Source organism: Streptomyces sp. RLB3-17, from assembly GCF_007113425.2.
Taxonomy (GTDB): domain Bacteria; phylum Actinomycetota; class Actinomycetes; order Streptomycetales; family Streptomycetaceae; genus Streptomyces; species Streptomyces mirabilis_D.
Window position 1 is genome coordinate 4,740,027 of the sequence record NZ_CP041610.2, and the last position, 24,502, is coordinate 4,764,528.

At 70.7% G+C, this 24,502-nt stretch carries 17 protein-coding genes and 1 other RNA gene; 7 read left to right on the forward strand and 11 right to left on the reverse strand.

The window, feature by feature from the left end:
- Window positions 1-11: 11 nt before the first annotated feature.
- A complete protein-coding gene (locus tag FNV62_RS21615; RefSeq protein WP_144315542.1) occupies window positions 12-2,945 on the forward strand; it encodes a glycoside hydrolase family 3 protein in 2,934 nt (977 codons plus the stop codon).
- A gap of 6 nt (window positions 2,946-2,951) precedes the next feature.
- On the opposite strand, the gene FNV62_RS21620 is transcribed toward FNV62_RS21615, so the two are convergent.
- From FNV62_RS21620 to ftsE, 7 genes are all read right to left on the reverse strand, one after another.
- Complete coding sequence (locus FNV62_RS21620; RefSeq protein ID WP_164657638.1) at window positions 2,952-4,391, reverse strand: hypothetical protein; 1,440 nt, start codon at window positions 4,389-4,391, stop codon at window positions 2,952-2,954.
- A gap of 78 nt (window positions 4,392-4,469) precedes the next feature.
- Entirely contained in the window at window positions 4,470-5,240 is a 771-nt protein-coding gene (locus tag FNV62_RS21625; RefSeq protein ID WP_225900324.1) for a hypothetical protein, read from the reverse strand.
- 141 nt (window positions 5,241-5,381) lie between these two features.
- Window positions 5,382-5,769, reverse strand: a transfer-messenger RNA (tmRNA) gene (ssrA, locus tag FNV62_RS21630).
- Between the two features lie 105 nt (window positions 5,770-5,874).
- The gene (gene smpB / locus FNV62_RS21635) at window positions 5,875-6,417 is read right to left on the reverse strand and encodes an SsrA-binding protein SmpB (protein ID WP_054229635.1); all 543 of its coding nucleotides are present in this window, start codon (window positions 6,415-6,417) and stop codon (window positions 5,875-5,877) included.
- Between the two features lie 69 nt (window positions 6,418-6,486).
- Complete coding sequence (locus FNV62_RS21640; protein ID WP_097284943.1) at window positions 6,487-7,653, reverse strand: S41 family peptidase; 1,167 nt, start codon at window positions 7,651-7,653, stop codon at window positions 6,487-6,489.
- Between the two features lie 67 nt (window positions 7,654-7,720).
- Complete coding sequence (gene ftsX / locus FNV62_RS21645; RefSeq protein ID WP_054229633.1) at window positions 7,721-8,638, reverse strand: permease-like cell division protein FtsX; 918 nt, start codon at window positions 8,636-8,638, stop codon at window positions 7,721-7,723.
- 31 nt (window positions 8,639-8,669) lie between these two features.
- On the reverse strand, window positions 8,670-9,359 hold the full coding sequence (gene ftsE, locus FNV62_RS21650) for a cell division ATP-binding protein FtsE (protein WP_054229632.1): 690 nt from the start codon (window positions 9,357-9,359) through the stop codon (window positions 8,670-8,672).
- A 367-nt stretch (window positions 9,360-9,726) separates the two neighbouring features.
- Between ftsE and FNV62_RS21655 the strand changes: the two genes are divergently transcribed.
- Window positions 9,727-9,918, forward strand: a complete 192-nt coding sequence (locus FNV62_RS21655; protein WP_054229631.1) for a hypothetical protein — start codon at window positions 9,727-9,729, stop codon at window positions 9,916-9,918.
- A gap of 211 nt (window positions 9,919-10,129) precedes the next feature.
- On the opposite strand, the gene FNV62_RS21660 is transcribed toward FNV62_RS21655, so the two are convergent.
- The 4 genes from FNV62_RS21660 to FNV62_RS21675 form a co-directional block, all read right to left on the reverse strand.
- A complete protein-coding gene (locus FNV62_RS21660; protein ID WP_143601822.1) occupies window positions 10,130-10,750 on the reverse strand; it encodes an LPXTG cell wall anchor domain-containing protein in 621 nt (206 codons plus the stop codon).
- Window positions 10,751-11,063: 313 nt separating this feature from the next.
- Window positions 11,064-12,170 (reverse strand): peptide chain release factor 2, encoded by a 1,107-nt coding sequence (gene prfB / locus FNV62_RS21665; RefSeq protein WP_097284945.1) that lies wholly within the window; start codon window positions 12,168-12,170, stop codon window positions 11,064-11,066.
- 430 nt (window positions 12,171-12,600) lie between these two features.
- The gene (locus FNV62_RS21670) at window positions 12,601-13,842 is read right to left on the reverse strand and encodes a serine/threonine-protein kinase (protein WP_097284946.1); all 1,242 of its coding nucleotides are present in this window, start codon (window positions 13,840-13,842) and stop codon (window positions 12,601-12,603) included.
- A gap of 158 nt (window positions 13,843-14,000) precedes the next feature.
- The gene (locus tag FNV62_RS21675; RefSeq protein ID WP_144315543.1) at window positions 14,001-15,722 is read right to left on the reverse strand and encodes a serine/threonine-protein kinase; all 1,722 of its coding nucleotides are present in this window, start codon (window positions 15,720-15,722) and stop codon (window positions 14,001-14,003) included.
- A 477-nt stretch (window positions 15,723-16,199) separates the two neighbouring features.
- Here FNV62_RS21675 and FNV62_RS21680 point away from each other — a divergent pair, with 477 nt between their 5' ends.
- The 5 genes from FNV62_RS21680 to FNV62_RS21700 all read left to right on the forward strand — a co-directional run bounded on the left by FNV62_RS21680 (window position 16,200) and on the right by FNV62_RS21700 (window position 24,434).
- Window positions 16,200-19,619: an FHA domain-containing protein gene (locus FNV62_RS21680; protein ID WP_144315544.1), complete on the forward strand. Its 3,420-nt coding sequence runs from the start codon at window positions 16,200-16,202 to the stop codon at window positions 19,617-19,619.
- Between the two features lie 33 nt (window positions 19,620-19,652).
- Window positions 19,653-20,516: a 2-phosphosulfolactate phosphatase gene (locus FNV62_RS21685; RefSeq protein WP_318658470.1), complete on the forward strand. Its 864-nt coding sequence runs from the start codon at window positions 19,653-19,655 to the stop codon at window positions 20,514-20,516.
- A 225-nt stretch (window positions 20,517-20,741) separates the two neighbouring features.
- The gene (locus FNV62_RS21690) at window positions 20,742-22,181 is read left to right on the forward strand and encodes an ABC transporter substrate-binding protein (protein WP_144315545.1); all 1,440 of its coding nucleotides are present in this window, start codon (window positions 20,742-20,744) and stop codon (window positions 22,179-22,181) included.
- Window positions 22,182-22,188: 7 nt separating this feature from the next.
- A complete protein-coding gene (locus tag FNV62_RS21695) occupies window positions 22,189-23,529 on the forward strand; it encodes a carbohydrate ABC transporter permease (protein WP_082416485.1) in 1,341 nt (446 codons plus the stop codon).
- Window positions 23,526-24,434 carry a carbohydrate ABC transporter permease gene (locus tag FNV62_RS21700; RefSeq protein WP_097284951.1) on the forward strand — a complete coding sequence of 303 codons (909 nt, stop codon included), beginning with the start codon at window positions 23,526-23,528 and terminating at the stop codon, window positions 24,432-24,434. The genes FNV62_RS21695 and FNV62_RS21700 overlap by 4 nt, the downstream gene beginning before the upstream one ends.
- Window positions 24,435-24,502 lie beyond the last annotated feature (68 nt).

The window sequence follows — 24,502 nt, forward strand, 5'->3', positions numbered from 1 at the left end:
GGAGCCGTGACATGAGGAAAGGCAAGAGAAACAGAGGAAGCAGGACAAGACAGCGGGCCTCCCTCGTCCTGGCGCTGGCGCTGACCGTCGGTCTGACAGCCACCGTTCCGGCAGGGGCGGACGACCCCGCGTACGCCTTCCGCGACCCCCGTCTCCCCGTCACCGAACGCGTGAACGACCTGCTGGGAAGGCTGACCCTCGACGAGAAGGTCTCCCTCCTCCACCAGTACGAGCCCGCGATCCCCCGCCTCGGCATCCAGTCCTTCCGCACCGGCACCGAGGCCCTGCACGGCGTCGCCTGGCTCGGCAGGGCGACCGTCTTCCCGCAGGCGATCGGTCTCGCCTCCACCTGGGACCCGGCGCTCATCCAGCAGGTCGGCTCGGCGGTCGGCGACGAGGCGCGCGGCTTCCAGCAGGAGCGCCCCGACGGCTGGGGCCTCAACCTGTGGGCGCCCGTGGTCAACCTGCTGCGCGACCCGCGCTGGGGACGCAACGAGGAGGGCTACTCCGAGGACCCGTATCTCACCGGTTCGATCTCCACGGCGTACGGCGAGGGCCTGACCGGCGGCGACCCCGACCACCTCAAGACGGCCCCCACCCTCAAGCACTACCTCGCCAACAACAACGAGGTGAACCGCGCGACCACCTCCTCCGACCTGCGCCCACGCGTCCAGCACGAGTACGACGAGGCGGCCTTCAGACCGGCCGTCGAGGCGGACGCGACGACGGGCGTGATGGCGTCGTACAACCTGGTCAACGGCCGCCCCGACACGGTGAACCCGGACCTGGACGACGTCGTACGGACGTGGACCTCCCGAGATCTCCTGAACGTCACCGACGCCTTCGCCCCGGGCAACCTGCTCCCCGGCACCCAGAACTACTACGACACCCTCGCCGAGGGCGACGCGGCGGCGCTCAAGGCGGGCATCGACAGCTTCACGGACAACAACGGCGACTCGGCCCCGACGACCACGGCCGTCAAGTCCGCTTTGAGTACGGGCCTGTTGAAGGAGTCGGACGTCGACACGGCCGTCTCCCACATCCTCGCCGTCCGCGTCCGGCTCGGCGAGTTCGACCCGAACGGCGGCAGGTACGGCTCGATCGACCAGTCGGTCATCAACAGTCCGGCCCACCGGAAGCTGGCCCGCGAGGCGGCGGCAAAGAGCGCGGTCCTGCTCAAGAACGACGGCGTACTGCCCCTGAAGACCTCGGCGAAGAACGTGGCCGTGGTCGGCCCGCTCGCCGACACCCTCTACACGGACTGGTACTCGGGCACGCTGCCGTACGCGGTCACGCCCGCCGACGGCATCGCCACGAAGCTGGGCGCCTCGGTGGCGAGCAGCGAGGGCGTCGACCGCATCGCGCTGAGGGACACGGCGACGGGGAAGTACGTGACGGCGGGGGCGTCTCAGGCCGGTGGAGCCCTGAAGGAGAGCACCGAGACAGGGGTGACGGCCCAGTTCGACGCGTTCGACTGGGGCTCCGGCATCGTGACCCTGCGCTCGGCCGCCAACGGCAAGTACGTCGGCTACAACTGGTCGAACTTCGTCAACGACCAGGTTCAGCCCAACGGTTGGTACGTCCAGCAGCAGTTCGAACTGGAGCGGCAGGACGACGGGACGTACCTGCTCCGGTACGCCGGATACGAGACCACCGAGTCCTGGTGGTCGAACCCGGTCTACCTCGGCCCGACGGGTCCCGACGGCACCCTGGGTCTGGTCGAGAAGTCGGCGGCCGCCCACTACTCCAAGGACGTCGTCCGCAGCGGCGTGGACGAGGCCGTGGCCGCGGTGCGGGGCAAGGACACGGCGGTGGTCGTGGTCGGCTCGATGCCCGCGATCAACGGCCGCGAGGCCCACGACCGTACGGACATGGGTCTGGCCCCGTCGCAGGAGGCCCTGGTCAGGGCGGTGCGCGCGGCGAACCCGAAGACGGTCGTGGTCGTGGAGAACAGCTACCCGACCACCCTCGGCACCCTCCAGAAGGAGGTCCCTGCCCTCCTGTGGACCACCCACGCGGGCCAGGAGACGGGCAACGCGCTCGCCGACGTCCTCTACGGCGACACGAACCCGGCGGGCCGCCTCACCCAGACCTGGTACCGGTCGGCATCGGACCTTCCCTCGATCCTCGACTACGACATCATCAAGTCCGACCGCACCTACCAGTACTTCAAGGGTCGGCCGCTCTATCCCTTCGGCTACGGCCTGTCGTACACGACGTTCCGCTACGGCGCGCCGAAGAGGGTGGACGGTGGCTACGAGGTGGCGGTCACGAACACGGGCGAGCGGGCGGGCGACGAGGTCGTCCAGCTCTACACCCACCAGCGGGCATCGAGGGACAAGCAGCCCCTGAAGCAACTGAAGGCGTACGCGAGGGTGTCCCTGAAACCGGGCGAGACGAAGACGGTCCGACTGAAGGTACGACCGTCGGACCTCGCGCACTGGGACGTCACCCGCTCGAAGTGGGTGGTGGAGAGCGGCACGTACGACGTGCTGGTCGGCGCCTCGTCCACCGACATCCGCTCCCGGACGTCATGGACGGTACGGGGCGAGACGATCCCGCCCCGGGACCTCACGAAGGTGACCCGGGCGGAGAACTTCGACGACTACTCCCCCGGTTCCGTCCGTCTGGTCGACGAGTCGAAGGCGCGCGGGACGGCGGTGGGCGCGACGGCCGACGGGGCCTGGCTGAAGTTCGCGGACGTCCGACTTGGTTCTGGAGTGTCCGAGTTCAGCGCACGCGTCGCCGGATCGTCCGGCACGGTCGAGGTCCGGCTGGGCTCGCCGACCGGCCCGCTCGTCGGCACCGCTCGTACGGGCGGCACGGCATCCCCGTACGACTACACGACGGTGACCGCCGCCCTCACCGGCGCGGCGAAGGGGCGTACGAGCGTGTATCTGGTGCTGAGCGGGGGTGTGCGGCTGTCCACGTTCACCCTGCGCTGAGGCGGGTCAGCCGGCCTCGATCAGGTGATCCACGTCGGAGACGTGATACTCGCCGTACCCGAAACGCTCGCCGATCGCCCTGTACCGGTCGTACTGCTCCCGTGTGAGGGGCACGGACAGCGTGATCAGGACGCGGAGGAACAAGCGGAACCCGAGATCGGGATCGATCCGGGTGACCACGTGTTCCAGCGCGTCCATGACGTCCGTGGCGGGAACGGGATGCCAGTGGGGGCTGGCAGCCTTGTCCGCCACCGCGGGCGCAGTCTCCCGGACTTCCCGCAGCACCGTGTCGGCGAGTTCGGTGCGGGCGGGCGCCACGACGGGTGTGTACGCGGGGGCGGCCTCCCTCAGCCGCTCCCGGCACACGTCCGCGATCAGCCGAAGCCAGTCCCGGCCGTCGGTACGCCCTGGACTGTTCGAGGCCCCGGTCCACAGGGCGGTGACCGCGGCGTCGGGCAGTGCGGACCGCAGCAGCCGGAGCGTGTCCTCCAGGAGGACGGCCGCCGCGGAGCCCGGGGTCTGCCCGAAGTCGTCGCCCGCGGCTGTCTTCCGGATCTCCTCCCGGCTTTCACGCCAGTCCTGATGGGCCTGCCCGGCGAGGTGGGAGAACCCGAAGTCCCAGGTGGCGTCGCGGCGGGCGGTGTCGATGGGCGGCCACGCGATGTCGAGACCGAGGTCGATGAGCGCGGCGGGGTGGCCGAACCTCTCACCGAGCGCTTGGAACCGGTCGTACCGCGCCTTTTCTATCCGCACGGAGTACACCTTCAGCGCGCGCAGGAAGAGCCGGAAGCCGAGTTCGGGATGCACGCGGGCGGCCACCTCTTCGAGGGCCGCCAGGATGTCGGGGGAAGGGAGGAAACCGGTCGACCGCTCGCGACAGGACCGTGTCTCCGCGGCCTCCGCGATCCCCGCGATCCCCGCGATCTCCGCGATCTCCGCGATCTCCGCGACGACGTCGTCACGCACTTCGTCGGCCGCCGGCCGCCAGGCGCCCCACCACGAGCCAGGTGCCGGGCGCCGCCCGGGGACTTTCCGGGGCGGGCGTGCGGCGCAGGTCTCGTCGATGCGCCGCAGCCAGTCACGGGCGCTCATGCCGTGCGCCGCGGGATCCCACCCGCCCCCGGCGGCGGCTCGCCACACGGCCCGGATCGCCTCGTCCGCCAGCGGGGACTCGACGAGCCCGCGCACGTCCTCGCGCAGCTCCTCGGCGTACCCCCAGTCGTCGTGGCTGGTGTCATAGCCGAGGATGCTCCGCTCATCCGCGCTGAGATGGTCGACGCTGCCCACGGGACACTCACGGTCATACGCGTCGAGCTTTGCCGTGACGAGCCCGAGTGCCGCGCCGGTGTCCTCCGGAGCGGGTGAGAGCGTGAACGCCTCGGCCAGCCCACTGAGTCCGAAGTCCGCGTCGTAGTCCACGTAGTACGGCTCCTGCCGTCCCGTCACAGTCGTCCCCTCCAGCCCTTCAGGTCTCTCACGGCGCACACGAACCGCACGTCACCGGTCGTCGTGTTCGGCGGACGTTCACAGCTTCCGGTCCCCCTGCCAGGTGACCGACGTCATGGCGGCCGTACCGCCGTTCGCCAGGCCTTTGTAGGTCACCTTCCGGGCGGGGCCGAGCTCGTGCGCGACACGTCTCGCCAGCTCCGTCCCCTCGTGGAACAGCCGCTCCCACTCGTCGTCGTACTTACCGTCCTCCCGGTCCCGCAGGTCCAGGTTCACCGTGGTGTCGATGCTCTTCGCCCACGCGTACAGATCGGCCACCAACTCCTCGGACAGATGGAGACTGCCGACAGGACCGTCCGGCGCGAAGTCCCCGAACCCCTCCGCGCGGAGCGGGAACCACTTGAACTCGCCCTCGACCACGATGTCGAGCGGGTGCGGGGGCTCGCCGTGCTCCTCAAGGGCCCAGTCCAGGCGTCCGCACCCCCAGCACACGAACTTCGCGCTGCCCTGCCTCTCGTCCCAGTACCGCACCACCCAAGCGGGCCCCAGATGCCTCGCCAACGCCTGGCCGAGCTCCAGTCCCCGTTCGACGTGCTTCCGCATGTGCCGGCGGGACGGGAAACCGTCCGATGGGCGGGACAACGACCAGGAACGCAGCGCATCCGCCAAGTCCGCCGGGAGGACCAGCCCGTCATCGTCCAGCGGGGTGCTACGGGTGAAGGCGCCGAGGTCCTCGTAGTCCCTGGGATCCGCCGGCTCGTACAAAGGAGACGGCTCGCCTCCGGCTCGGACGAGCAGGTGCTGGGGTTCGTCGTGGATCAAAAAGCGTGCTTCCCGTTGTTCCGCCATGAGTTCCTCGCGAGGTGTTCGGGCGGATGAGACTTGCCCACGTACTTCAGCTGGATGATGACGCATGACAAAGGCCCCGCCGCTCGAAAGCGACGAGGCCTTTGCCCACATGGGATGTGGAGGTCCGGGGGGACCTCCTGATCGTGGAGATGGCGGGAATCGAACCCGCGTCCACCGGTGCAGAATCAGGGCTTCTCCGTGTGCAGTTCGCTGTGATTTTCTCGGCCCCGGCGATCACGCGAACAAGTCGCCGACGGGCCCAGTCACTGTTTGATTTCCCATCGAACCCCGTGACCGGGCTCGATGGTTTAGTTCCCTAGATTATGCCAGGGTCCGGGTCGGGAACACCCCCGGGCTGACACCCATTTAGGGTCCTTCAGTCGCTGTTATTAGGCAGCGAGGGCGAAGGACTGGGAATCGCTCTTGGAATTGGCGATTATTGGTTGCGACATATGGTTAACGAGATCATTGTCGCTTCCTCGACACGCTTCCCCTGCTTCGACAGCCGCTGTCGAAACCGATCATCCCCATGTTGTTTTTTCAAGCCCCTCCGAAGAGGGTTGCGCACCCGCTGTGAGGTGCAGATCCCATCGTACGTGACCAACGCACGTCGATGCCACCGTATTCCCCGTGGCTACTCGCCCCGCTGCTTCCGCTTCGCCGCCGCGATCGCGCGGTCCGACTCCCGGCGGTCCTGCTTCTCACGCAGGGTCTGCCGCTTGTCGTACTCCTTCTTACCGCGGGCGAGCGCGATCTCGGCCTTGGCGCGGCCGTCCTTGAAGTACAGGGCGAGGGGCACGATCGTGTGACCCGTCTCCTCCGACTTCGACGCCAGCTTGTCGATCTCCTCGCGGTGCAGGAGCAGCTTGCGCTTGCGGCGGACCGTGTGGTTGGTCCAGGTGCCCTGGCTGTACTCGGGAATGTGGGCGTTGTGCAGCCACGCCTCGTTCCCGTCGATCTGGACGAAGCCGTCGGTCAGCGAGGCGCGTCCCTGGCGCAGCGACTTCACCTCGGTGCCGGTCAGGACGAGCCCGGCCTCGTAGGTGTCGATGATCGCGTAGTCGTGCCGTGCCTTCTTGTTCTGCGCGACGATCTTGCGCTTGCCGTCCTTGGCCTTCGCGGCCCCTCCGCCCTGCTTGGGCTGGGACTCCTTCGGTACGTACATTCCCTTGCTCATAGTGCTGACCATTTTCGCACTACAGGGGGGTCCGGGGGAAAGCCGATTACAAGAGCGCCGAGCCGATGGCTACGAAGGGTCGCCGAGACCGCTGAGTACGGTCTCCGCCCGCTCCAGGGCCTCCGCGTCCACCTCCAGGTCGGGCGTGATGCCCCGCCCGTCGACGGTGTGCCCGGCCGGGGTGCGGTAGTGGCCGACGGTCAGCTCGGCGACGGAGCCGTCGGGCAGCCGGCTCGGCATCTGGATCGAGCCCTTGCCGAAGGTCCTGGAGCCCACGACGACCGCACGGCCGCGGTCCTGGAGGGCCCCGGTGAGCAGTTCGGCCGCGCTCATCGTGCCGCCGTCGACGAGCGCGACCAGGGGTCTGGTGGTGTCGCCGCCGGGATCGGCGTGCAGGGAGCGCTGCGCGCCGTTGACGTCGTAGGTGGCGACGAGGCCGCCGTCGAGGAAGGCGGAGGCGGCGGTGACGGCCTCGGTGACCAGTCCGCCGGAGTTGCCGCGCAGGTCGAGGACGATCCCGGCGTGCCCGGAGGTCTGCTCGACGGCGGTCCGTACGGCGTCACCGACGCCCTTGGTGAAGGCGGCGACCTTGATCACGGTGACGCCGCCGGGGAGCTTGCGGACGGTCACGGAGTCCGTGGACAGCCTCGCCCGGCGCAGCGTCTCGCTCCACGCGCGTGTGCCGCGCTCCAGGCCGAGGGAGACCTTCGTACCGGCGGCGGCGTCGTCCGCGTCCCCGCGCAGTAACGAGACGACCTCGGTGACCGGCCGGCCGTCCACCTTCTCGCCGTCGACGCTGCGCAGCCGGTCGCCCGTGCGGATCCCGGCGGCGGCCGCCGGCGAGCCGCTCTGCACCCGGGTCACCTCGATCCGGCCGTCACGCTCACGCCGGGCCCACAGCCCCACGCCCGTGTACTGGCCGTCGAGGGCCTCCTCGAACTCCTCGTACTCGCCCTGGGAGTAGACGGCGCCCCAGCGGTCCCCGCTGCGGCTGACGGCCCGCTCGGCGGCCTCCATGGGGGACTTGCCGTCGGCCATCGCCTCGGCGGCGGCGTCGGTGACCGTCTCACGGTGGGCAGCCGGGGTCGAACGCGCCGAGGGAGACGGGGATTTCCGGTCGGGATCACCGAAGGACCCGGTCGCGGCCCCCGCGACGAGGACACTCGCGAAAAGCAATGTCAGGGCGGCCCCGCGGCCTGCACGGCGGGGCTGGCAGAACAGGTCTCGGCCTGACATGGCGGTGAGTCTAGGACAACGCAAGGGGCCGTACCGCCGGTTGGCAGTACGGCCCCCTTGGCATGCGTCACACCTTCAGGTACTTGCGCAACGCGAAAAACGCCGCAAGCGCGGGCATCAGCAGACTCGTCGCGAGGATGAGCGGCAGCTTGGTGAGCACGGCGTCCCAGCCGATGAAGTTGATCAGATTCAGCTTCTGGGACAGCGCGAGGCCGTGATCGATGATGAAGTACCGCGCGACCAACAGGAACCCGCAGGCGACGCCTCCGCCGATCAGTCCGGCGACCGCGGCCTCCATGATGAACGGCGCCTGGATGTAGAACCCGGAGGCGCCCACGAGCCGCATGATGCCGGTTTCCCTGCGCCGGCTGAACGCCGAGACGCGCACCGTGTTGACGATCAGCATCAGGGCGACGACGAGCATCATCGCCATCACCGCGCGCGCGGCCCAGTTCATGCCGTTGAGCAGCCCGAAGAGGTTGTCCAGGATGCCCTTCTGGTCCTGCACGGACTGCACGCCGTCACGGCCGTCGAAGGCGGTCGCGATGACCTGGTACTTCTGCGGGTCCTTCAGCTTGATGCGGTACGACTCCTGCATCTGGTCCGGCGTCAGGGAGCTGGCCAGCGGGGAGTCGCCGAACTGCTCCTTGTAGTGCTTGTACGCCTGGTCCGACGACTCGTACGAGACCCTCTCGACGACGCTCATCTTCTTGAGGTCGCCGAGGATCTGGTCCTTCTGCTCGGCGGTCACGGCCCCCTTGGCGCAGTGGGGGTCGGACTCCGCGTCACTCTTGTTGCAGAGGAAGATCGAGACGTTGACCTTGTCGTACCAGTAGCCCTTCATGGTGCTCACCTGGTCGCTCATCAGCAGCGAACCGCCGAACAGGGCGAGGGAGAGGGCGACCGAGACGACGACCGCGAAGGTCATCGTCAGATTGCGACGGAGACCGACACCGATCTCCGACAGAACGAACTGGGCGCGCATGGCGTCTGCTAAGCCTTTCCGTGGACCGTCGTCAGTGCTGGTAGCCGTAGACGCCGCGCGCCTGGTCGCGGACGAGGCGGCCCTGCTCCAGCTCGATGACGCGCTTGCGCATCTGGTCCACGATGTTCTGGTCGTGCGTCGCCATCAGCACGGTGGTGCCCGTCCGGTTGATGCGGTCGAGCAGCTTCATGATGCCGACGGAGGTCTGCGGGTCGAGGTTACCGGTCGGCTCGTCGGCGATGAGGAGCTTGGGCCGGTTCACGAAGGCTCTCGCGATGGCCACGCGCTGCTGCTCACCACCGGACAGCTCGCCGGGCATCCGGTCCTCCTTGCCGCCGAGCCCGACGAGGTCGAGCACCTGGGGCACGGACTTGCGGATCTCGCCGCGGGACTTGCCGATGACCTCCTGCGCGAAGGCGACGTTCTCGGAGACCGTCTTGTTCGGCAGCAGGCGGAAGTCCTGGAACACGGTCCCCAGCTGGCGGCGCATCTGCGGCACCTTCCAGTTGGAGAGGCGCGCGAGGTCCTTGCCCAGGACGTGCACCTGGCCGTGGCTGGTCCGCTCCTCGCGGAGGATCAGCCGCAGGAAGGTGGACTTTCCGGAGCCGGAGGACCCCACGAGGAACACGAACTCACCACGCTCGACCTCCAGGGTGACATCCCTGAGAGCGGGGCGGGTCTGCTTGGGGTAGACCTTGGAGACACTGTCGAATCGGATCACGGATGCACCACGGGTCGCCGGGGGTAGGTGAGCGTGACCATACGCGAACCGGGTGCACGAGCGCAGTCGCCGGTCAGGGTTGCGCGGGGGTTGTGCGGGGCTTGTGCGTTTTTGTACAGGTCTTTGGCGGGGTCCTTTTGTACGGGTCTTTGTACGGGCCCGTACGGCCCCCACCGGCCGGCAGCCGTGAACCCGACGCCGCCCACCCCTCCGGAAGCGCCCGTTTCCCCGCCTAACCCGCGGAGCACAGGGCAGGATAAGGCGAGCCGCGCCGTTTCCCGCGGAACCTGGCACAGTGGAAGGGGAACGGTTGCGTTCCCCGCAGCGTTATGTAAACGGCGGAGGATGGCGCAAGGAGGGCAAGCGCATGACGTACGACCGATTGGTGTGCGCGAACTGCGCGGCGCCCGTCAGCGAGGGCCGCTGCCCGGTCTGCCGCGCGAACCGGGAGCGGCTGCAGCAGGAGAGCCCCTTCGCGGGAATGAACCCGATGGCGCTGATCGCGCTGCTCGCCGTGCTGATCGCGGCGGTGGCGCTGCTGGCGCACCAGACGGTATGAGTCTGTTGAGAGCGACGGTGTGACCTCGGTCACCATCTCAGGTGGTCATCATGGTGGCCGTCATGATGACCGTCACGGTGTTCTTCATGATGGTCACCGTCCGAGACGGTCGGTCACCCTGTGAACCATCCCGAGCATCGCTGATGCGTCTGACACGAGAGGGGCCCGGAGCAAGCTGCTCCGGGCCCCTCTCGTGCTGTGCTCAGCTGCGTCAGGCAGCGGCGCCGCGGCCGTTCACGAGGCGCGGCAGCAGACGGAAGCCGATACCGCCCGCGATCATCGTGGCGGCGCCGACCAGCAGGAACGTGGTCTCGGCGGCACCCGTCTCGGCCAGCTGCCCCTTCTTGCCCTGGGCGGAGGTGTCGGACGAGGTGTTCGCGCCGGTGTCGGTCAGACCGGAGGAACCCTTGCCCTGCTCGACGGGCTTGGAGCCGCCGTCGGGGTTGCTGTCATTGCCACCGGTGCCGGTGCCGGAACCGTCCGTCGGGCTGTCCGTCGGGTCGGTGGGCTCGGTGGGGTTCTCGGTGGGGTCGGTGGGCTCGTCGGTCGGCGGCGTGGTGGTCGGCGTGGCCGGGCCGGTCGGCGTGCTCGGGATGGTGGGCGTCGCCGGGGGCGTGGTGGCCGGCTCCGTCGTCGGGGAGGCCGGGCCGCTGGGAATGCCGGTCTCGGTCGGGGTGGCGCTCGGGTCTCCGTCGGGGAGCGTGACACCGATACCGACACCGCCATCGTCGCCGGAAGCCGAGGCGACACCCGCGGCAGTCAGCGAAGCACCGGCGGCGATCACCACACCGGCTGCTATGCGTGCCACGCGGATCCGCGTCTTCATGGTCATTTGTTTGCTACCCCCAGTAGCTGATCGTCAATGGAGCAGCGCCCGGGGCCACGGCGTCACAGGTGGCTCGCTCAGCCCCCCGGTTCACATGCGCCCCGGAGATACGCATGCCACGCGCCACCATTCCCAGTTTTCACAGCAACGTCAAGGTCGTTGCGTACGCGATGTCCGGATCAGTGACATTTGCCTGCCGTGCGAACATGTGACTGTGACGTAAAACCCAGAATTCCCCCACACAAAAGGCAACTGCCGCCCGATGGGCGGCAGTTGCCTTGTCGACAAAGAGGCATCGAGGTGATGTTGATACCTCGAACTACTTCTCCTGCTGCTTGCGCCAGCGAATTCCGGCCTCGATGAATCCGTCGATCTCCCCGCCGAAAACGGCCTCGGGGTTACCGACTTCGAACTCGGTCCGCAGGTCCTTGACCATCTGGTAGGGGTGCAGGACGTACGAACGCATCTGGTTTCCCCAGGAGTTGCCGCCATCGCCCTTCAGGGCGTTCATCTTGGCCTGCTCCTCCTGGCGGCGCCGCTCGAGCAGCTTGGCCTGGAGCACGTTCATCGCGCTCGCCTTGTTCTGGATCTGCGACCGCTCGTTCTGGCAGGAGACGACGATTCCGGTGGGGAGGTGGGTGAGGCGCACCGCGGAGTCGGTGGTGTTGACGCCCTGGCCGCCGGGGCCGGACGACCGGTACACGTCGACGCGCAGCTCGGACTCGTCGATCTCGATGTGATCGGTCTGCTCGACGACGGGCAGGATCTCGACACCCGCGAAGGACGTCTGGCGGCGCCCCTGGTTGTCGAACGGCGAGATGCGCACGAGGCGGTGGGTGCCCTGCTCCACGGAGAGCGTTCCGTACGCGTACGGGACGTGGACGGCGAAGGTGGTGGACTTGATGCCCGCCTCTTCCGCGTACGAGGTCTCGTAGAGCTCGGTCTTGTATCCGTGGCGCTCGGCCCAGCGCAGGTACATGCGCTGGAGCTTCTCGGCGAAGTCGGAGGCGTCGACGCCGCCGGCCTCGGCACGGATGGTGACGACGGCCTCACGGGAGTCGTACTCCCCGGAGAGCAGCGTCCGCACTTCCATCTCGTCCAGCGCCTTCTTGACGGAGACGAGCTCGGACTCGGCCTCGGCACGGGTGTCCGGGTCGTCCTCCTCCTCGGCCATCTCGAAGAGCACGCTCAGATCGTCGATACGCCCGCGCAGCGCCTCGGCCTTCCTGACCTCCGCCTGGAGGTGGCTCAGCTTGCTGGTGATCTTCTGCGCCTCGTCGGGGTCGTCCCACAGGGACGGCGCGGCCGCCTGCTCCTCGAGCACGGCGACATCTGCCCTCAGCTTGTCGAGGTCCAGGACGGCCTCGATCGACTCCATGGTCGAGGAGAGGGACTTGAGCTCTTCGGATACATCGACGACTGCCACGCCTCCAGCGTAACGGCTGCCGCAAGCGAGGCTCGCCCCTCGTCCGACGGGGGCAGCGCAGGGTCCCTCCGGGGGCCAGGGGCGCGGGGAACTGCGCGATCACCCCCCACCGGCCCTCAGCCGAACAACCCCCGGCCGAGGGCCAGGGGCGAAGCCCCGGCCTCCAGGGGCGCGGGGAACTGCGCGGCCAGCCCCCACCCACCCGCAGCCGAACAACCCCCGGCCGGGGGCCAGGGGCGAAGCCCCGGCCTCCAGGGGCGCGGGGAACTGCGCGATCAACCCCCACCGGCCCGCAGCCGAACAACCCCCAGCCGGGGGCCAGGGGCGAAGCCCCGGCCTCCAGGGGCGCGGGGAACTGCGCGCCCAGCCCCCACCGGCCCGCAGCCGGACAACCCGGGGTCCGGGGCGGAGCCCCAGGTCGGAGCGGGGGTCAGGGGGACGCCGGGGCCGAGTTCTTCGTGTCGTGCGGCGTCGCCCCGGCGTCGTCACCCGACGTGGCCAGCCACGTACCGACCCCCACCGCGGCGACCAGAACGGCCCCCGCCACCCCCAACGTGATCCGGCGTCGCCGCGCCGACGCCCGGTGCCGGGCCGACCCCGGCCGAGGCGCCCCCGCCGCCCGCGGCGCCCGAGCCGTCCCGCGCGCCCCACCCGCCAGCTCGTCCGGCCCCGGCACCCGCATCGACGTGTGCGTGTCCCGGTTGGAGTCCGGCGCAGCCCCCGGCACCAACGGCACCGCCCCCCGCCGCACCCGCGAGGCCGGCACCGTCGGCTCCGCCGTCTCGCCCCCCTCGGGGACGTCCTCCGTCGACTCCCCGTCCGGTTCGTCGACGTCCAGCGGCGGCATCCCCGCCAGCAGCGGCAGCTGCTCCCGCAACCGCGCCCCCAGCTCGGAGGCCCGCAACCGCGACGCCGGCGCCTTGGCCAGGCACTGCACGATCAGCTGCCACAGCTCCTCGGGGATACCGGGAAGCGGTACGACCGTCTCGGTCACGTGCCGCCGCAGCACCGCCCCGGGATGCCCGCCCCCGAAGGGCGTGAACCCGGCGAGGAGCTCGTACAGGACGGTCGCCAGGGCGTAGATGTCGACGGCGGCCCGCGGCGGCAGCCCTTCGATGATCTCGGGCGCGAGATAGTCCGGCGTCCCGATGATCTTCGTGGCCCGGGTCCGCCGCGGCGAGTCGATGAGTTTGGCCACACCGAAGTCCGTGAGCAGCGCGGGGTGCGAGCCCCCCGGGCCCAGCGGACCCTGCATGTCCAGCAGCACGTTCTCCGGCTTCACGTCCCGGTGCACGACCCCGGCCGCGTGCGCCGCCGCCAGCCCGTCCGCGACGTCGGCCACGATCGCGACCGCGGCCTCGGGCGCCAGCCGCCGTTCCCGGTCGAGCCGGGTGCGCAGATCCGTGCCCCGTACGAGGTCCATGACGAGCGCGAGGTCATTGCCGTCGACGACGAGGTCCCGCACCGCCACGACATGCGGGTGATCGAGCCCGAGCAGAGCCGTGCGCTCCTGTACGAAGCGGCCCACCAGCTCCTGGTCGGACGCGAGGTCCTCGCGCAGCAGCTTGATGGCGACGGGCCCCTCAGGTCCCTCACCGAGCCACACCGTGCCGGCGCTGCCCCGCCCCAGAATCTGGTGGGCGGTGTACCGGCTCCCGATCTTCCGTGCCAAGACTGCTCCTACTGACGCGTGTTGCCGCTAAAAGTACGCGTCCGAAGAGCCAACCTTCACTCCGGAGACGGAAATCACCCGTCAGATGTCGACAAATCCCCAGAGTCGCGAGAGAACCGCGAGGGATTCACCGCGAATCAAAAGGGAATCGACGGGAGCTAATTACCGGAACCGCCGAGATCCCCGATCCACTTGGTGGCGGTGTTGAACCCGTCCTTCAGCACACCCCAGTACCCCTTGGTCGTGCCGATCCAGTGCTGGAGCGGGCTGAACTCCCAGACCAGCCAGCCGGCGACGAACAGGATGACGATCGTGAACAGGCAGCCCTTGAGGCAGCCGAGTCCCGGGATCTTCATCGGGTTGGCGCTGCGCTGCCGCGGCTCGCGCGACTGCCGGGGCGCCGGCGCCTCGGGCTGCGGCGGGGGCGCGTACCGCTGAGGCTGCGCCTGCTGCTGAGGCGCGGGGGCGTACCCCTGCTGCTGCCGCTGACGACGCTGCGGCTGCTGTTGAGGCGCGTACTGCTGCGGCTGTTGCTGCTGCGGATACCCGTATCCGGGCGGCGGCTGCTGCCCCTGCGGCGGGCGCTGCTGTTGCTGGGGACGCGCGACCTGCCGCTGCGGACGGCGGCGCAGCGGGTCCTGGTCGGGGTCGAGGTACTGGACCTGGGTCTGCTCGTTGCGGTCCCGCGCCGCGCGCAGCTGGCTCTGCCAGGGGTGCGGGTCCTCGCCCTGCCCCGGCTGCCCGGGCTGTCCCGGCTGGTGCGGGGGCACCGGCGGCATCACGGCGGTCGGGTCGGCGGCGCCGCGGTGCGGCAGTACGGCGGTGGGGTCGGCGGCGCCGGACATGCCAGGGGCGCCGGTGTGCGGCAGGACGCTGGTCGCGCCGTTCGGGTCGTAGGCCCCCGGGGCGCTGTGCGGCAGCACCTGCGTGGGGTCGGCCGCGCCGGGCACGCCCGGCACCGCGGCCGGCGCCGGGTCGGGGGCGAGCAGCGCGCCCACGCCCTCCGCGGCGGCGATCTGCGCGGAGTTGGCGTGCACACCGATGCCCTGGGCGACGGTGCGCAGCCCGCGGGCGAGGTTCTCGGCGCTGGGCCGCTGATCCGGGTTCTTGCGCAGGCAGCGCTCTATGACGGTCCACAGGGGGTCCGGGACCGTGGAGGGGCGGCGCGGCTCGGCGCTCAGGTGCTGGTGCAGCACTTCGAGGGCGGACTCGCCGGCGAACGGGGGACGCCCGGTGACCAGCTCGTACAGCAGGATGCCCGCGCCGTAGATGTCGACGGCGGACGTCTGCGGGCGTCCCTCGGCGGACTCCGGCGCGACGTACGCGGGCGTGCCGACGAACTCGTGGGTCCGGGTGAGGCCCGGGGAGTCGGCGAGCCGGGCGATGCCGAAGTCGGTGAGCATCGGGTGCATCTGGCCGCCGTCCTGCTTGAGCAGGACGTTCGCGGGCTTCAGGTCGCGGTGCACGACGCCGTCGGCGTGGCTGGCGGCGAGCGCGTCGGCGACCTGGGCGGTGAGGAGGGCGGCGGCGACGGGCGAGAACGGGCCGTTCTCGCGCAGATAGCGGTGCAGGTCGGGGCCGTCGACCAGGTCCATGACCAGGGCGAGCAGGTCGCCCTCGACGACGAGGTCCCGTACCCGCACGATGTTCGGGTGGGTCAGGCGCAGCAGGACGGAGCGCTCCCGGAGGAACCGCATCACGATGTCCGCGTCGTTGGCGAGCTCCTCCTTGAGGACCTTGATCGCCACGGTCTCGCCGGGCTGGCCGGCGACGGCCGCCTCGGCGCCCGCGGTCTCCCGCTGGCGGGCTCGCCAGACAGTGCCTGTGGCGCCGCGCCCAAGCGGCTCCTCAAGGAGGTACTTGCTCCCTACCGGCCGCACGTCATGCGCTCCCTGTTGCTTGCTTGCCTGGTCCGTCCGCCGTCGTCAGCGTGCTGTGGCGGTTTCCGCTCCACTGTAGTGCCGAGACACATGGCACCGGACTGTCGTCTTCCTGTGCTTCCCACTGCTTCCCACAAGCACCTGTGCTTCGCATAAGCGCTTACGTACGCGTTCCCGTACATGTTCGATGGAAAGACGCTCGCATGTGGCGGTTGGTTGCCGATCGGCGTCCGCGGGGGCGACGTGACCGATCTCAAGCGGGCACCGGTCGGGCACTGGTCAGGCACTTTTACGGGCAGAGCCGACCAATCAAGATCACTTGCCGGTGGGTGGCGGGCGTGTTGTCAGTGACAGGTGCGAGGATGCCTTCAGTACTGGCCGACGTGCCCGTGTGCGGTGGGGGAATCTGCGGTGGGGGACCGCGGCACAGCCTCGCCCTCCTCGCGGGCGCCTGCGCGGAAGGGACCGCTGGCGGCGATGCAGATCCGGCTGACCGTCGTAGACCCGCTGGGCTCGCCCTCGGAGCCGCGGGGGCGAGCCGCGGCCTGCGATGTGCTGGTCACCGCTCCCGCCGGGACGGCGCTGGCGGCGGTGGCGGCGGGTCTGGCCTCGGCGGTCGGCGGTGAGGGCGCAGGCCAGCACGAGCGCGGCCGAGAGGTCGGCGGAGGACCCGTCGTGCTGTACGCGGGCGCCGAGCGCCTCGACGGCCAGCGCTGCACACTGGGCGAGCCTCCCCTGACGGACGGCGCCGTGCTGTCCCTGGGCTGCCCCGCCGAACCCGGTCCCGACGTGGACGGGGTCGCGGCCCGGCTCCATGTCGTCGCGGGCCCCGACGCGGGCGGCGTCCACCTGCTGCACGGCGGCCGGATCGACATCGGCCGCTCCGCCGACGCGGACGTCCCGCTGGACGATCCCGATGTCTCCCGCCTGCACTGCGCGGTCACGGTCACCCCCGAGGGTCGCGTCTCGGTCGCCGACCTGGGCTCGACGAACGGCACGACGCTGGACGGCACCCAGGTCGGCACCCGCCCGGTCCGCTTCGGGCAGGGCGCGCTGCTGCGCGTCGGCGAGTCCGCCCTGCGGCTGGCTCCGCCCGGTGGCGCGGATCCGGTGGGCACGACGCCGGACGGGGAGGGCCACGTCAGGGTCACCACCCTCACCGGCACGGCCACCCGCCCGAAGCCGCCCACCGGCCCCGGCCCCTCGTCGTCCCCCGCCGGTCCCACCGCCCCCGCCGGTCCTTCCGCTCCTGTCGTGCCCCACGCGCGCGTGGGGGGCGCCTCCGGAGCCGGCGCGCTGCCCGTGCCGCCCGTCGGTGACACACATCACGGCTTCGGATCGGCGGAGTGGGGAGCCGCGGGCGGCGTCCCCGGAGGACAGGAGCACGGCCCGGTCGTGCCCGAGCAGGGCCGGGCACCCCGGATCGAGAGCAGGCCCGCGCGGCCGTCCGACCCCGACACCCCGGGGGACGGAGTCACGCCCCGGACCGCGGCCGGTCCGGAGCCGGGCACCCGCAAAGGCACGCCCACACGGGGCACCGATGTACCACCCGGGGTGCGCAAGCGGAGCGGGTTCGGCGCGTGGGCGCGTCGGCTGACCGGCGCCCGGGACGAACTGCCGGGCACCGGCCCGGGGGATCCGTACGACACGGAAGGGGATGACGGGGCGGCGGAGTTCCTGGTGGCCGCCCTGCCCACACAGGCCCCGGAGAGCTGGCCCGATCCCGCGACGCTGCTGCTCACCGCGCTGGGTCCGGGACCGCGGCTGTGGGAGCGCGGCCCGGGCCACCCGGAGACGCTGACGGTGCGGCTGGGCACGGCGGACCGTGCGGCCCCCGACGGTTCGGGGCTGGTGCCCGCGGTGCCGGTGACCGCGGGCCTGCGGGAGGTCGGCTCGCTGGGCCTGGCGGGGCCGCGGGCGCGGCTGGCCGGGCTGACCCGCTCGGTGGTCGCCCAGCTCGCCGCGCTGCACTCCCCGGACGCCCTCGACATCGTCCTGATCAGCGCGGACCGCTCCCGCCCCGTGGAGGAGCGCACCGCCGAGTGGTCCTGGCTCGGCTGGCTCCCGCATCTGCGCCCCACCCACGGCCAGGACTGCCGTCTCCTCCTCGCCTACGACCGTGAACAGGCGACGGCCCGCACGGACGAGCTCCTGCGCCGCCTGGACGACCAGCTGACCGAAACGGGCGGCGCCCGGGGCGCGTACGACAAGGCCGACCGCGTCCCCGTGGACGCGCGGGGCGGCGCACGGCGCCCGTCCTGGGCCCGCGACGAGGACCCGACGGGGGCCGACCCGGACTTCGAGGGGCCGTTCACCGTGCTCGTCGTGGACGGGGACCCCGGAGGCGCCGACGTACGGGAGGCGGTGCTGCGGCTGACGCACGAGGGCGCGCGGGCGGGCATACACGTGGTGTGTCTGGCCGAGACCGTGTCCGCGTCGCCCGCGTCCCCGGTGACGGAGACGTACGAGGCGGCCTGCGAGGCATCACCGGCGTTCCGGGAGTGCGGGGCGGTCGCGCTGCTCAGCGGGGATGTGGCGACGGCGCTGCGACTGATGCGGGTGGGATCCGACGGGCCCGTGGGGCACGGCACGGTCGCCGCGGTGGACGCGGTGTCACTGGCCTGGGCGGAGCGTTTCGCGCGCGCACTGGCCCCCCTCCGTACGGACGGGGCGCACGCCGACCGCCACGCGCGCGTATCCGCGCCGCTCCCTCAAGCGGCGCGTCTGCTGGACGAGTTGGGACTGGCCCGGGCCACCCCGGCGTCCCTCATGGCGCGTTGGGCGGACGCGGCGGACGACACGGAGGCGCTCGGCGGCCGCGGCCGGGCCGTCCTCGGCGCCGGCCCGCGCGGCCCGGTCGCCGTGGACCTCCCCACCGAGGGCCCGCACCTGCTGATAGAGGGCCCGCCCGGCAGCGGTCGTACGGAGCTGCTCCGCGCGATCGCCGCGTCCCTGGCCGCCGCGGAGCGCCCCGACCGGCTCGGGATCGTGCTGATGGACGGGCGGGACAGCACCGGAGGCCACGGCGCGGGCCAAGGGGCGGAGGGGCTGCGGGTCTGTACAGACCTGCCCCACGTCACCACCCACCTCACCGCCAACGACCCCGTACGGATGCGGGAGTTCGCCCAGGCACTCAGCGCCGAGCTGAAGCGGCGGGCCGAGCTCCTCGGTCGGCTCGACTTCGCGGAGTGGCACACGCGCGGCGAGATGTCGGGCCGGATGGTCGCCCAGCGCACCCCCAAACCCTCCCCGGGAGCGAAGCCCGGCTCCGGCTCCCCCTCCGTCTCCCCCTCCTCCTCCGGCGCCGCGGATCTCGACACGCCCCCCAGTTCGACCCTGCGGCTGCGCCCGGCCGCTGCCCGCGAACGGACGGAACCGGGCCCCCCGTTGGCCCGTCTCTTCGTCATCATCGACGACCTGGACGCGTTGCTCTCCCCCGCGCTGGGCTCCCCGGGACGACCGGCGGCCGGTTCGGTCGTACGGGCGCTGGAGGCCGTCGCCCGCGAGGGTGACCGCCTCGGTGTGCACCTTGTGGCGGCCGCCGCGGACGACGGCCGCACGGCGACCACCGAACTGGGCCGCGCCGCCTCGCTCCGTATCTCCCTCGACCCGGTGTCCCCCGGCGCGGACGAACCCGCCCCCGGCCGCGGCCGTCTGTCCACTCCCGACGGCCGCCTCACGCCCTTCCAGGCCGGCCGGGTCACGGGCCGCATCCCCCGCACGGCCACCCTCCGCCCCACGGTCGTCCCCCTCGAATGGCACCGCATGGGCGACCCCCCGGCCCGCCGCCCCGTCCGCGAACTCGGCAACGGCCCCACGGACCTGGCCCTGCTGGCCAGCGCGCTGGAGCGGGCGGCGAAGTCGGTGGCGGCGGTGGAGATGCCGTCGTTGCTGTAGCTCTTCGACACCCGTACGCGACACTCGGCCCCCATGAGGGACATGGGTGACATGAGTGACTGGTATCTGCAGCAGGAGTACGGGGTCCGGTTCGAGTGGGGGGCCGGTGGGGCGGAGCGGGTCGCGGGCGGGGTCGGGTGTCTCGTGGTGGTGGACGTGTTGTCGTTCAGCACCTCCGTGAACGTCGCCGTCGAGGCGGGGACCCGGGTCCACCCCTATGCCTGGCGGGACAAGACGGCGTCCGTCTTCGCCCGGGACAACGCCGCGGAACTGGCGGTCGGACGGCGGGCGGTCACCGCGGCCTCTCCCTGGTCGCTGTCCCCCGCCGCGCTCCGGCGGGCCCCGTTTACCCCCCGGCTCGTCCTCCCCTCGCCCAACGGATCCGCCATCGCCGCGGCGGCGGGCGGCTCGACCGTGGTCGCGGGCTGTCTGCGCAACGCGTCGGCCGTCGGCCGATGGCTGGCGCTCCATGGTCACGGAACCCTGGAACGGCCCCTCGCCGTGATCGCCGCGGGCGAGCGCTGGCCGGACGGCAGCCTGCGGCCGGGTCTGGAGGACCTGATGGGGGCCGGAGCGGTCATCGCCGCACTCCAGGCGGCGGGCGGCGCCGGACCGCTGTCGCCCGAGGCGGCGGCCGCCCGGACCGCCTTCACCGGGACCCCCGACGCGGCCGGTGCCGTGGCCGCGTGTTCCTCCGCTCTGGAGCTGGTCCGGAGCGGCTTCGCCGACGACGTGGCGATCGCGGTCGAGGTGGACGCGAGTACGACCGTGCCCGTGCTCACCGACGGCGCCTTCAGCGCGGGCACCCGCACCTACGGCAGCCCCCTCGCGACGGCGCTGTCCACACCGGCCCCGTCCACCTCATGCCACCCGACTGACCCGCCGTCATCCGGCTGACTTGCCGTCACCCGGCGTTCGGGTCCTCGTTGTTCCCATTCCACCGCCGGAGCGCGTGCGCCGCACAGAGTCCGCACCGCGTTCGCACAGCCGCCCACGTCACGACCCAATCACGATCACCCACTTGACAGCGCAGGCGCTCTTGCCGCCCTCGATGCCCCGGGCGTAGACCAGAGCGCACGGGACAGCGCCGGACGTTCGACGAAGAACGAGAACGGGGCAGTGATGCACAGAGCTCTTCGTACACACAAGTCGCCCAACCACTCGACGCACAGGTCACGCAGAGCCGCACACCACCGCAGGTCACCCAGGGCCGCGCAGGCCGCCGCAGCCGCCGTCGCCGTCGCCGTCGCGCTCGCCCTCACCGCGTGCGGCGGCGGCAGCAAGGACAAGAACAGCAACGGCGGCACGAGCAGCGCCAGTGCGAGCGGCGACACCGTCACCCTCCCCAAGCTCAACGGCGAGAGCCTCGAAGTCGCCGCCGTCTGGACCGGCGAGGAGCAGAAGAACTTCAAGACGGTCCTCGCGGAGTTCGAGAAGCGCACCGGCGCGAAGGTGACCTTCGTGGCGGCCCAGGACCCGATCATCAACTTCCTCGGTTCGAAGATCGCGGGCGGCCAGCCGCCGGACGTCGCGCTGCTGCCGCAGCCCGGAGCCATCAAACAGGCCGTCGACAAGAAGTGGGCCAAACCCCTCGGCCCCGAGGCCCTGGCCGAGCTCGCCAAGAACTACTCGCAGGGCTGGCAGGACATCGGCAAGGTGGGCGGCAAGCAGTACGGCGTGTACTACAAGGCCGCCAACAAGTCGCTGATCTGGTACAACGCCAAGGTCTTCGAGAACGCGGGCGCGAAGGAGCCCCAGACCTGGCAGGACCTGCTGACGACCGCGCAGACGGTCTACGACTCCGGTGTCACCCCGTTCTCCGTCGGCGGCGCCGACGGCTGGACCCTCACCGACTGGTTCGAGAACGTGTATCTCTCCCAGGCGGGCCCGGAGAAGTACGACCAGCTGAGCCAGCACAAGATCAAGTGGACGGATCCGTCCGTCAAGCAGGCCCTCACCACCCTCGCCGGGATCTGGGGCAAGAAGAACTACATCGCGGGCGGCGCGAACGGCGCCCTGCAGACGGAGTTCCCGGCCTCCGTCACCCAGACCTTCACCGGCGGCGACCAGCCCAAGGCGGGCATGGTCTTCGAGGGCGACTTCGCACAGGTCAACATCGGCGAGACCAAGGCCAAGGTGGGCACGGACGCGAAGGTGTTCCCGTTCCCGGCCGTGGGCAGCGCGGCGCCCGTGGTCTCCGGCGGCGACGCGGCCGTCATCCTGAAGGACTCCAAGGCGGCGCAGGCACTGGCCACCTTCCTGGCCTCCCCGGACGCGGCGACGATCCAGGCCAAGCTGGGCGGCTACCTCTCCCCCAACAAGAACGTGCCGAACTCGGCGTACCCGAACGCCGTGCAGCAGAAGATCGCCAAGTCGCTGATCGCGTCGGGCGACGACTTCCGCTTCGACATGTCCGACCAGGCCCCGCAGGCCTTCGGCGGCACGCCCGGCAAGGGTGAGTGGAAGGACCTCCAGGACTTCCTGAAGAACCCGACCGACGTCGCGGGCACCCAGGCGACGCTGGAGAAGGACGCGGCGGCGGCGTACGGCAGCGGAAGCTGATCCGGCGATGACGTCGGCAACGGCCGGAGGAACCGCACCGGTTCCTCCGGCCCGCACACGCAAGAGCGTGACCGGCACCCGCAGGACCGTGGCGGTGCTGTTCCTGCTGCCCTGCCTCGTGCTGCTCGGCGCGCTCGTGGTCTACCCGATCGGGTACTCGCTGATCCGCAGCTTCCTCAACCAGTCCGGCGACGGTTTCGCCGGCGTCGACAACTACAAGGCGCTGTTCACCGACGACGGCATCCGTACCGCCCTCAAGAACAACGTCATCTGGGTCGTGTTCGCGCCCACCGTCGCGACCGCGCTCGGTCTCGTCTTCGCGGTCCTCACCGAACGGGTCCGCTGGGGCACGGCGTTCAAGCTGGTCGTCTTCATGCCGATGGCGATCTCGATGCTCGCCGCGGGGATCATCTTCCGGCTGGTGTACGACCAGGACCCGAACAAGGGCGTCGCGAACGCGGTCTGGGTGGGGGTGCACGACACCTTCGCCGAGTCGTCGGCGTTCCCGAACGCCCACCCTGGACGGCAGTCGCCGCTCCGCCCGGAGAAGGGCGGCTTCCTCACCCAACAGGCCGTGCACGCCGGGCAGTCCGTCTCCCTTCCCCTCGTCGGCGTCGCCCCCGACAAGATGCCGGGCGGCGCGAAGAAGGCCGTGCAGGCACCGTCCGAGCCCGGCAAGGTCACCGGCACCGCCTGGCAGGACTTCACCCGGGGCAAGGGCGTCGGCAGGCTCGGCCAGGTCGACCCGGGCGAACTCGGCTACCCGGGCATGAAGATCGAGGCGGTGAAGGACGGCAAGGTCGTCGATTCGGCGAAGGTACGGGCCGACGGCACCTTCACGCTCTCCGACAAGGCGGACGGGGCTCGGCTCCGGCTCCCGGCGAGCAACTTCCGTGAGCCGTACAACGGCGTCGACTGGCTCGGCCCGTCGCTCGTCACCCCGGCCGTGATCGGAGCGTACGTCTGGATGTGGGCCGGCTTCGCCATGGTGCTCATCGCGGCGGGGCTCGCGGGCGTGCCGCGTGAACTCCTCGAAGCGGCGCGGGTGGACGGGGCGAACGAGTGGCAGGTGTTCCGAAGGGTCACCGTGCCGCTGCTCGCGCCCGTCCTCGCCGTCGTCCTGGTCACGCTGATGATCAACGTGCTGAAGGTCTTCGACCTGGTCTTCATCATCCCGCCGGGCTCCTCCCAGGACGACGCGAACGTGCTGGCCCTGGAGCTGTACCGGAAGGGCTTCTCCGAGGACCAGCCGGGCATCGCGAGCGCGATCGCGGTGTTCCTGCTGCTGCTCGTGATCCCGGTGGTGTGGTTCAACGTGCGTCGTCTGCGGCGGGAGGTACGACGATGACCACCCAGGTCGGCGGTCTCACGAAGACCGCGCCCGTCACCGGCGCCAAGGCCCGGGAGTCGCTCGGCTCACGGCTCGCGAGCGGTGTCAGCGGCGGGATCGTCCGGGTCTTCCTCCTCCTCGTCGGCCTGTTCTGGCTGGTGCCGACGATCGGGCTGTTGCTGTCCTCGCTGCGCGCACCGGCGGACATGAGCGCGTCCGGCTGGTGGAAGGTCTTCAGCGAGCCCTCCCAGCTCACCGTGGACAGTTACCAGAAGCTCCTGGAGAACGGTGACATCACGAGTTCCCTGGGGAACACGGTGCTGATCACCGTCCCGGCGACCGTTCTCGTCGTCGTCATCGGCGCGCTCGCGGGCTACGCCTTCGCCTGGATGGAGTTCCCGGGCCGCGACTGGTGGTTCCTGGCGGTGGTCGGTCTGCTGGTCGTCCCCGTGCAGGTGGCGCTGATCCCGATCGCCGAACTCTTCGGCAGGATCGGCATCTTCGGCACGATCTTCGGGGTGATCCTCTTCCACGTGGGCTTCGGTCTGCCCTTCGCGGTGTTCCTGCTGCGGAACTTCTTCGCGGAGATCCCCCGGGAGCTGCTGGAGGCGGCCCGGCTCGACGGCGCCGGTGAACTGCGCCTGTTCCTACGGGTCGTGATGCCGCTCGGCGGTCCCGCGATCGCCTCGCTCGGCATCTTCCAGTTCCTGTGGGTGTGGAACGACATGCTGGTCGCGCTGGTGTTCTCGGACGCGGGCAGCCAGCCGATCACGGTCGCACTACAGACCCAGGTACGCCAGTTCGGCAACAACATCGACGTGCTGGCGCCCGGCGCCTTCATCTCGATGGTCATCCCGCTGGCCGTGTTCTTCGCGTTCCAGCGCCAGTTCGTGTCCGGGGTGATGGCGGGCGCGGTGAAGTAGCCGGACAAATAACCACATCAGGGGCGAGCCGGACACCGGCTCGCCCCTCGGCGTTCACCCAGAATCCC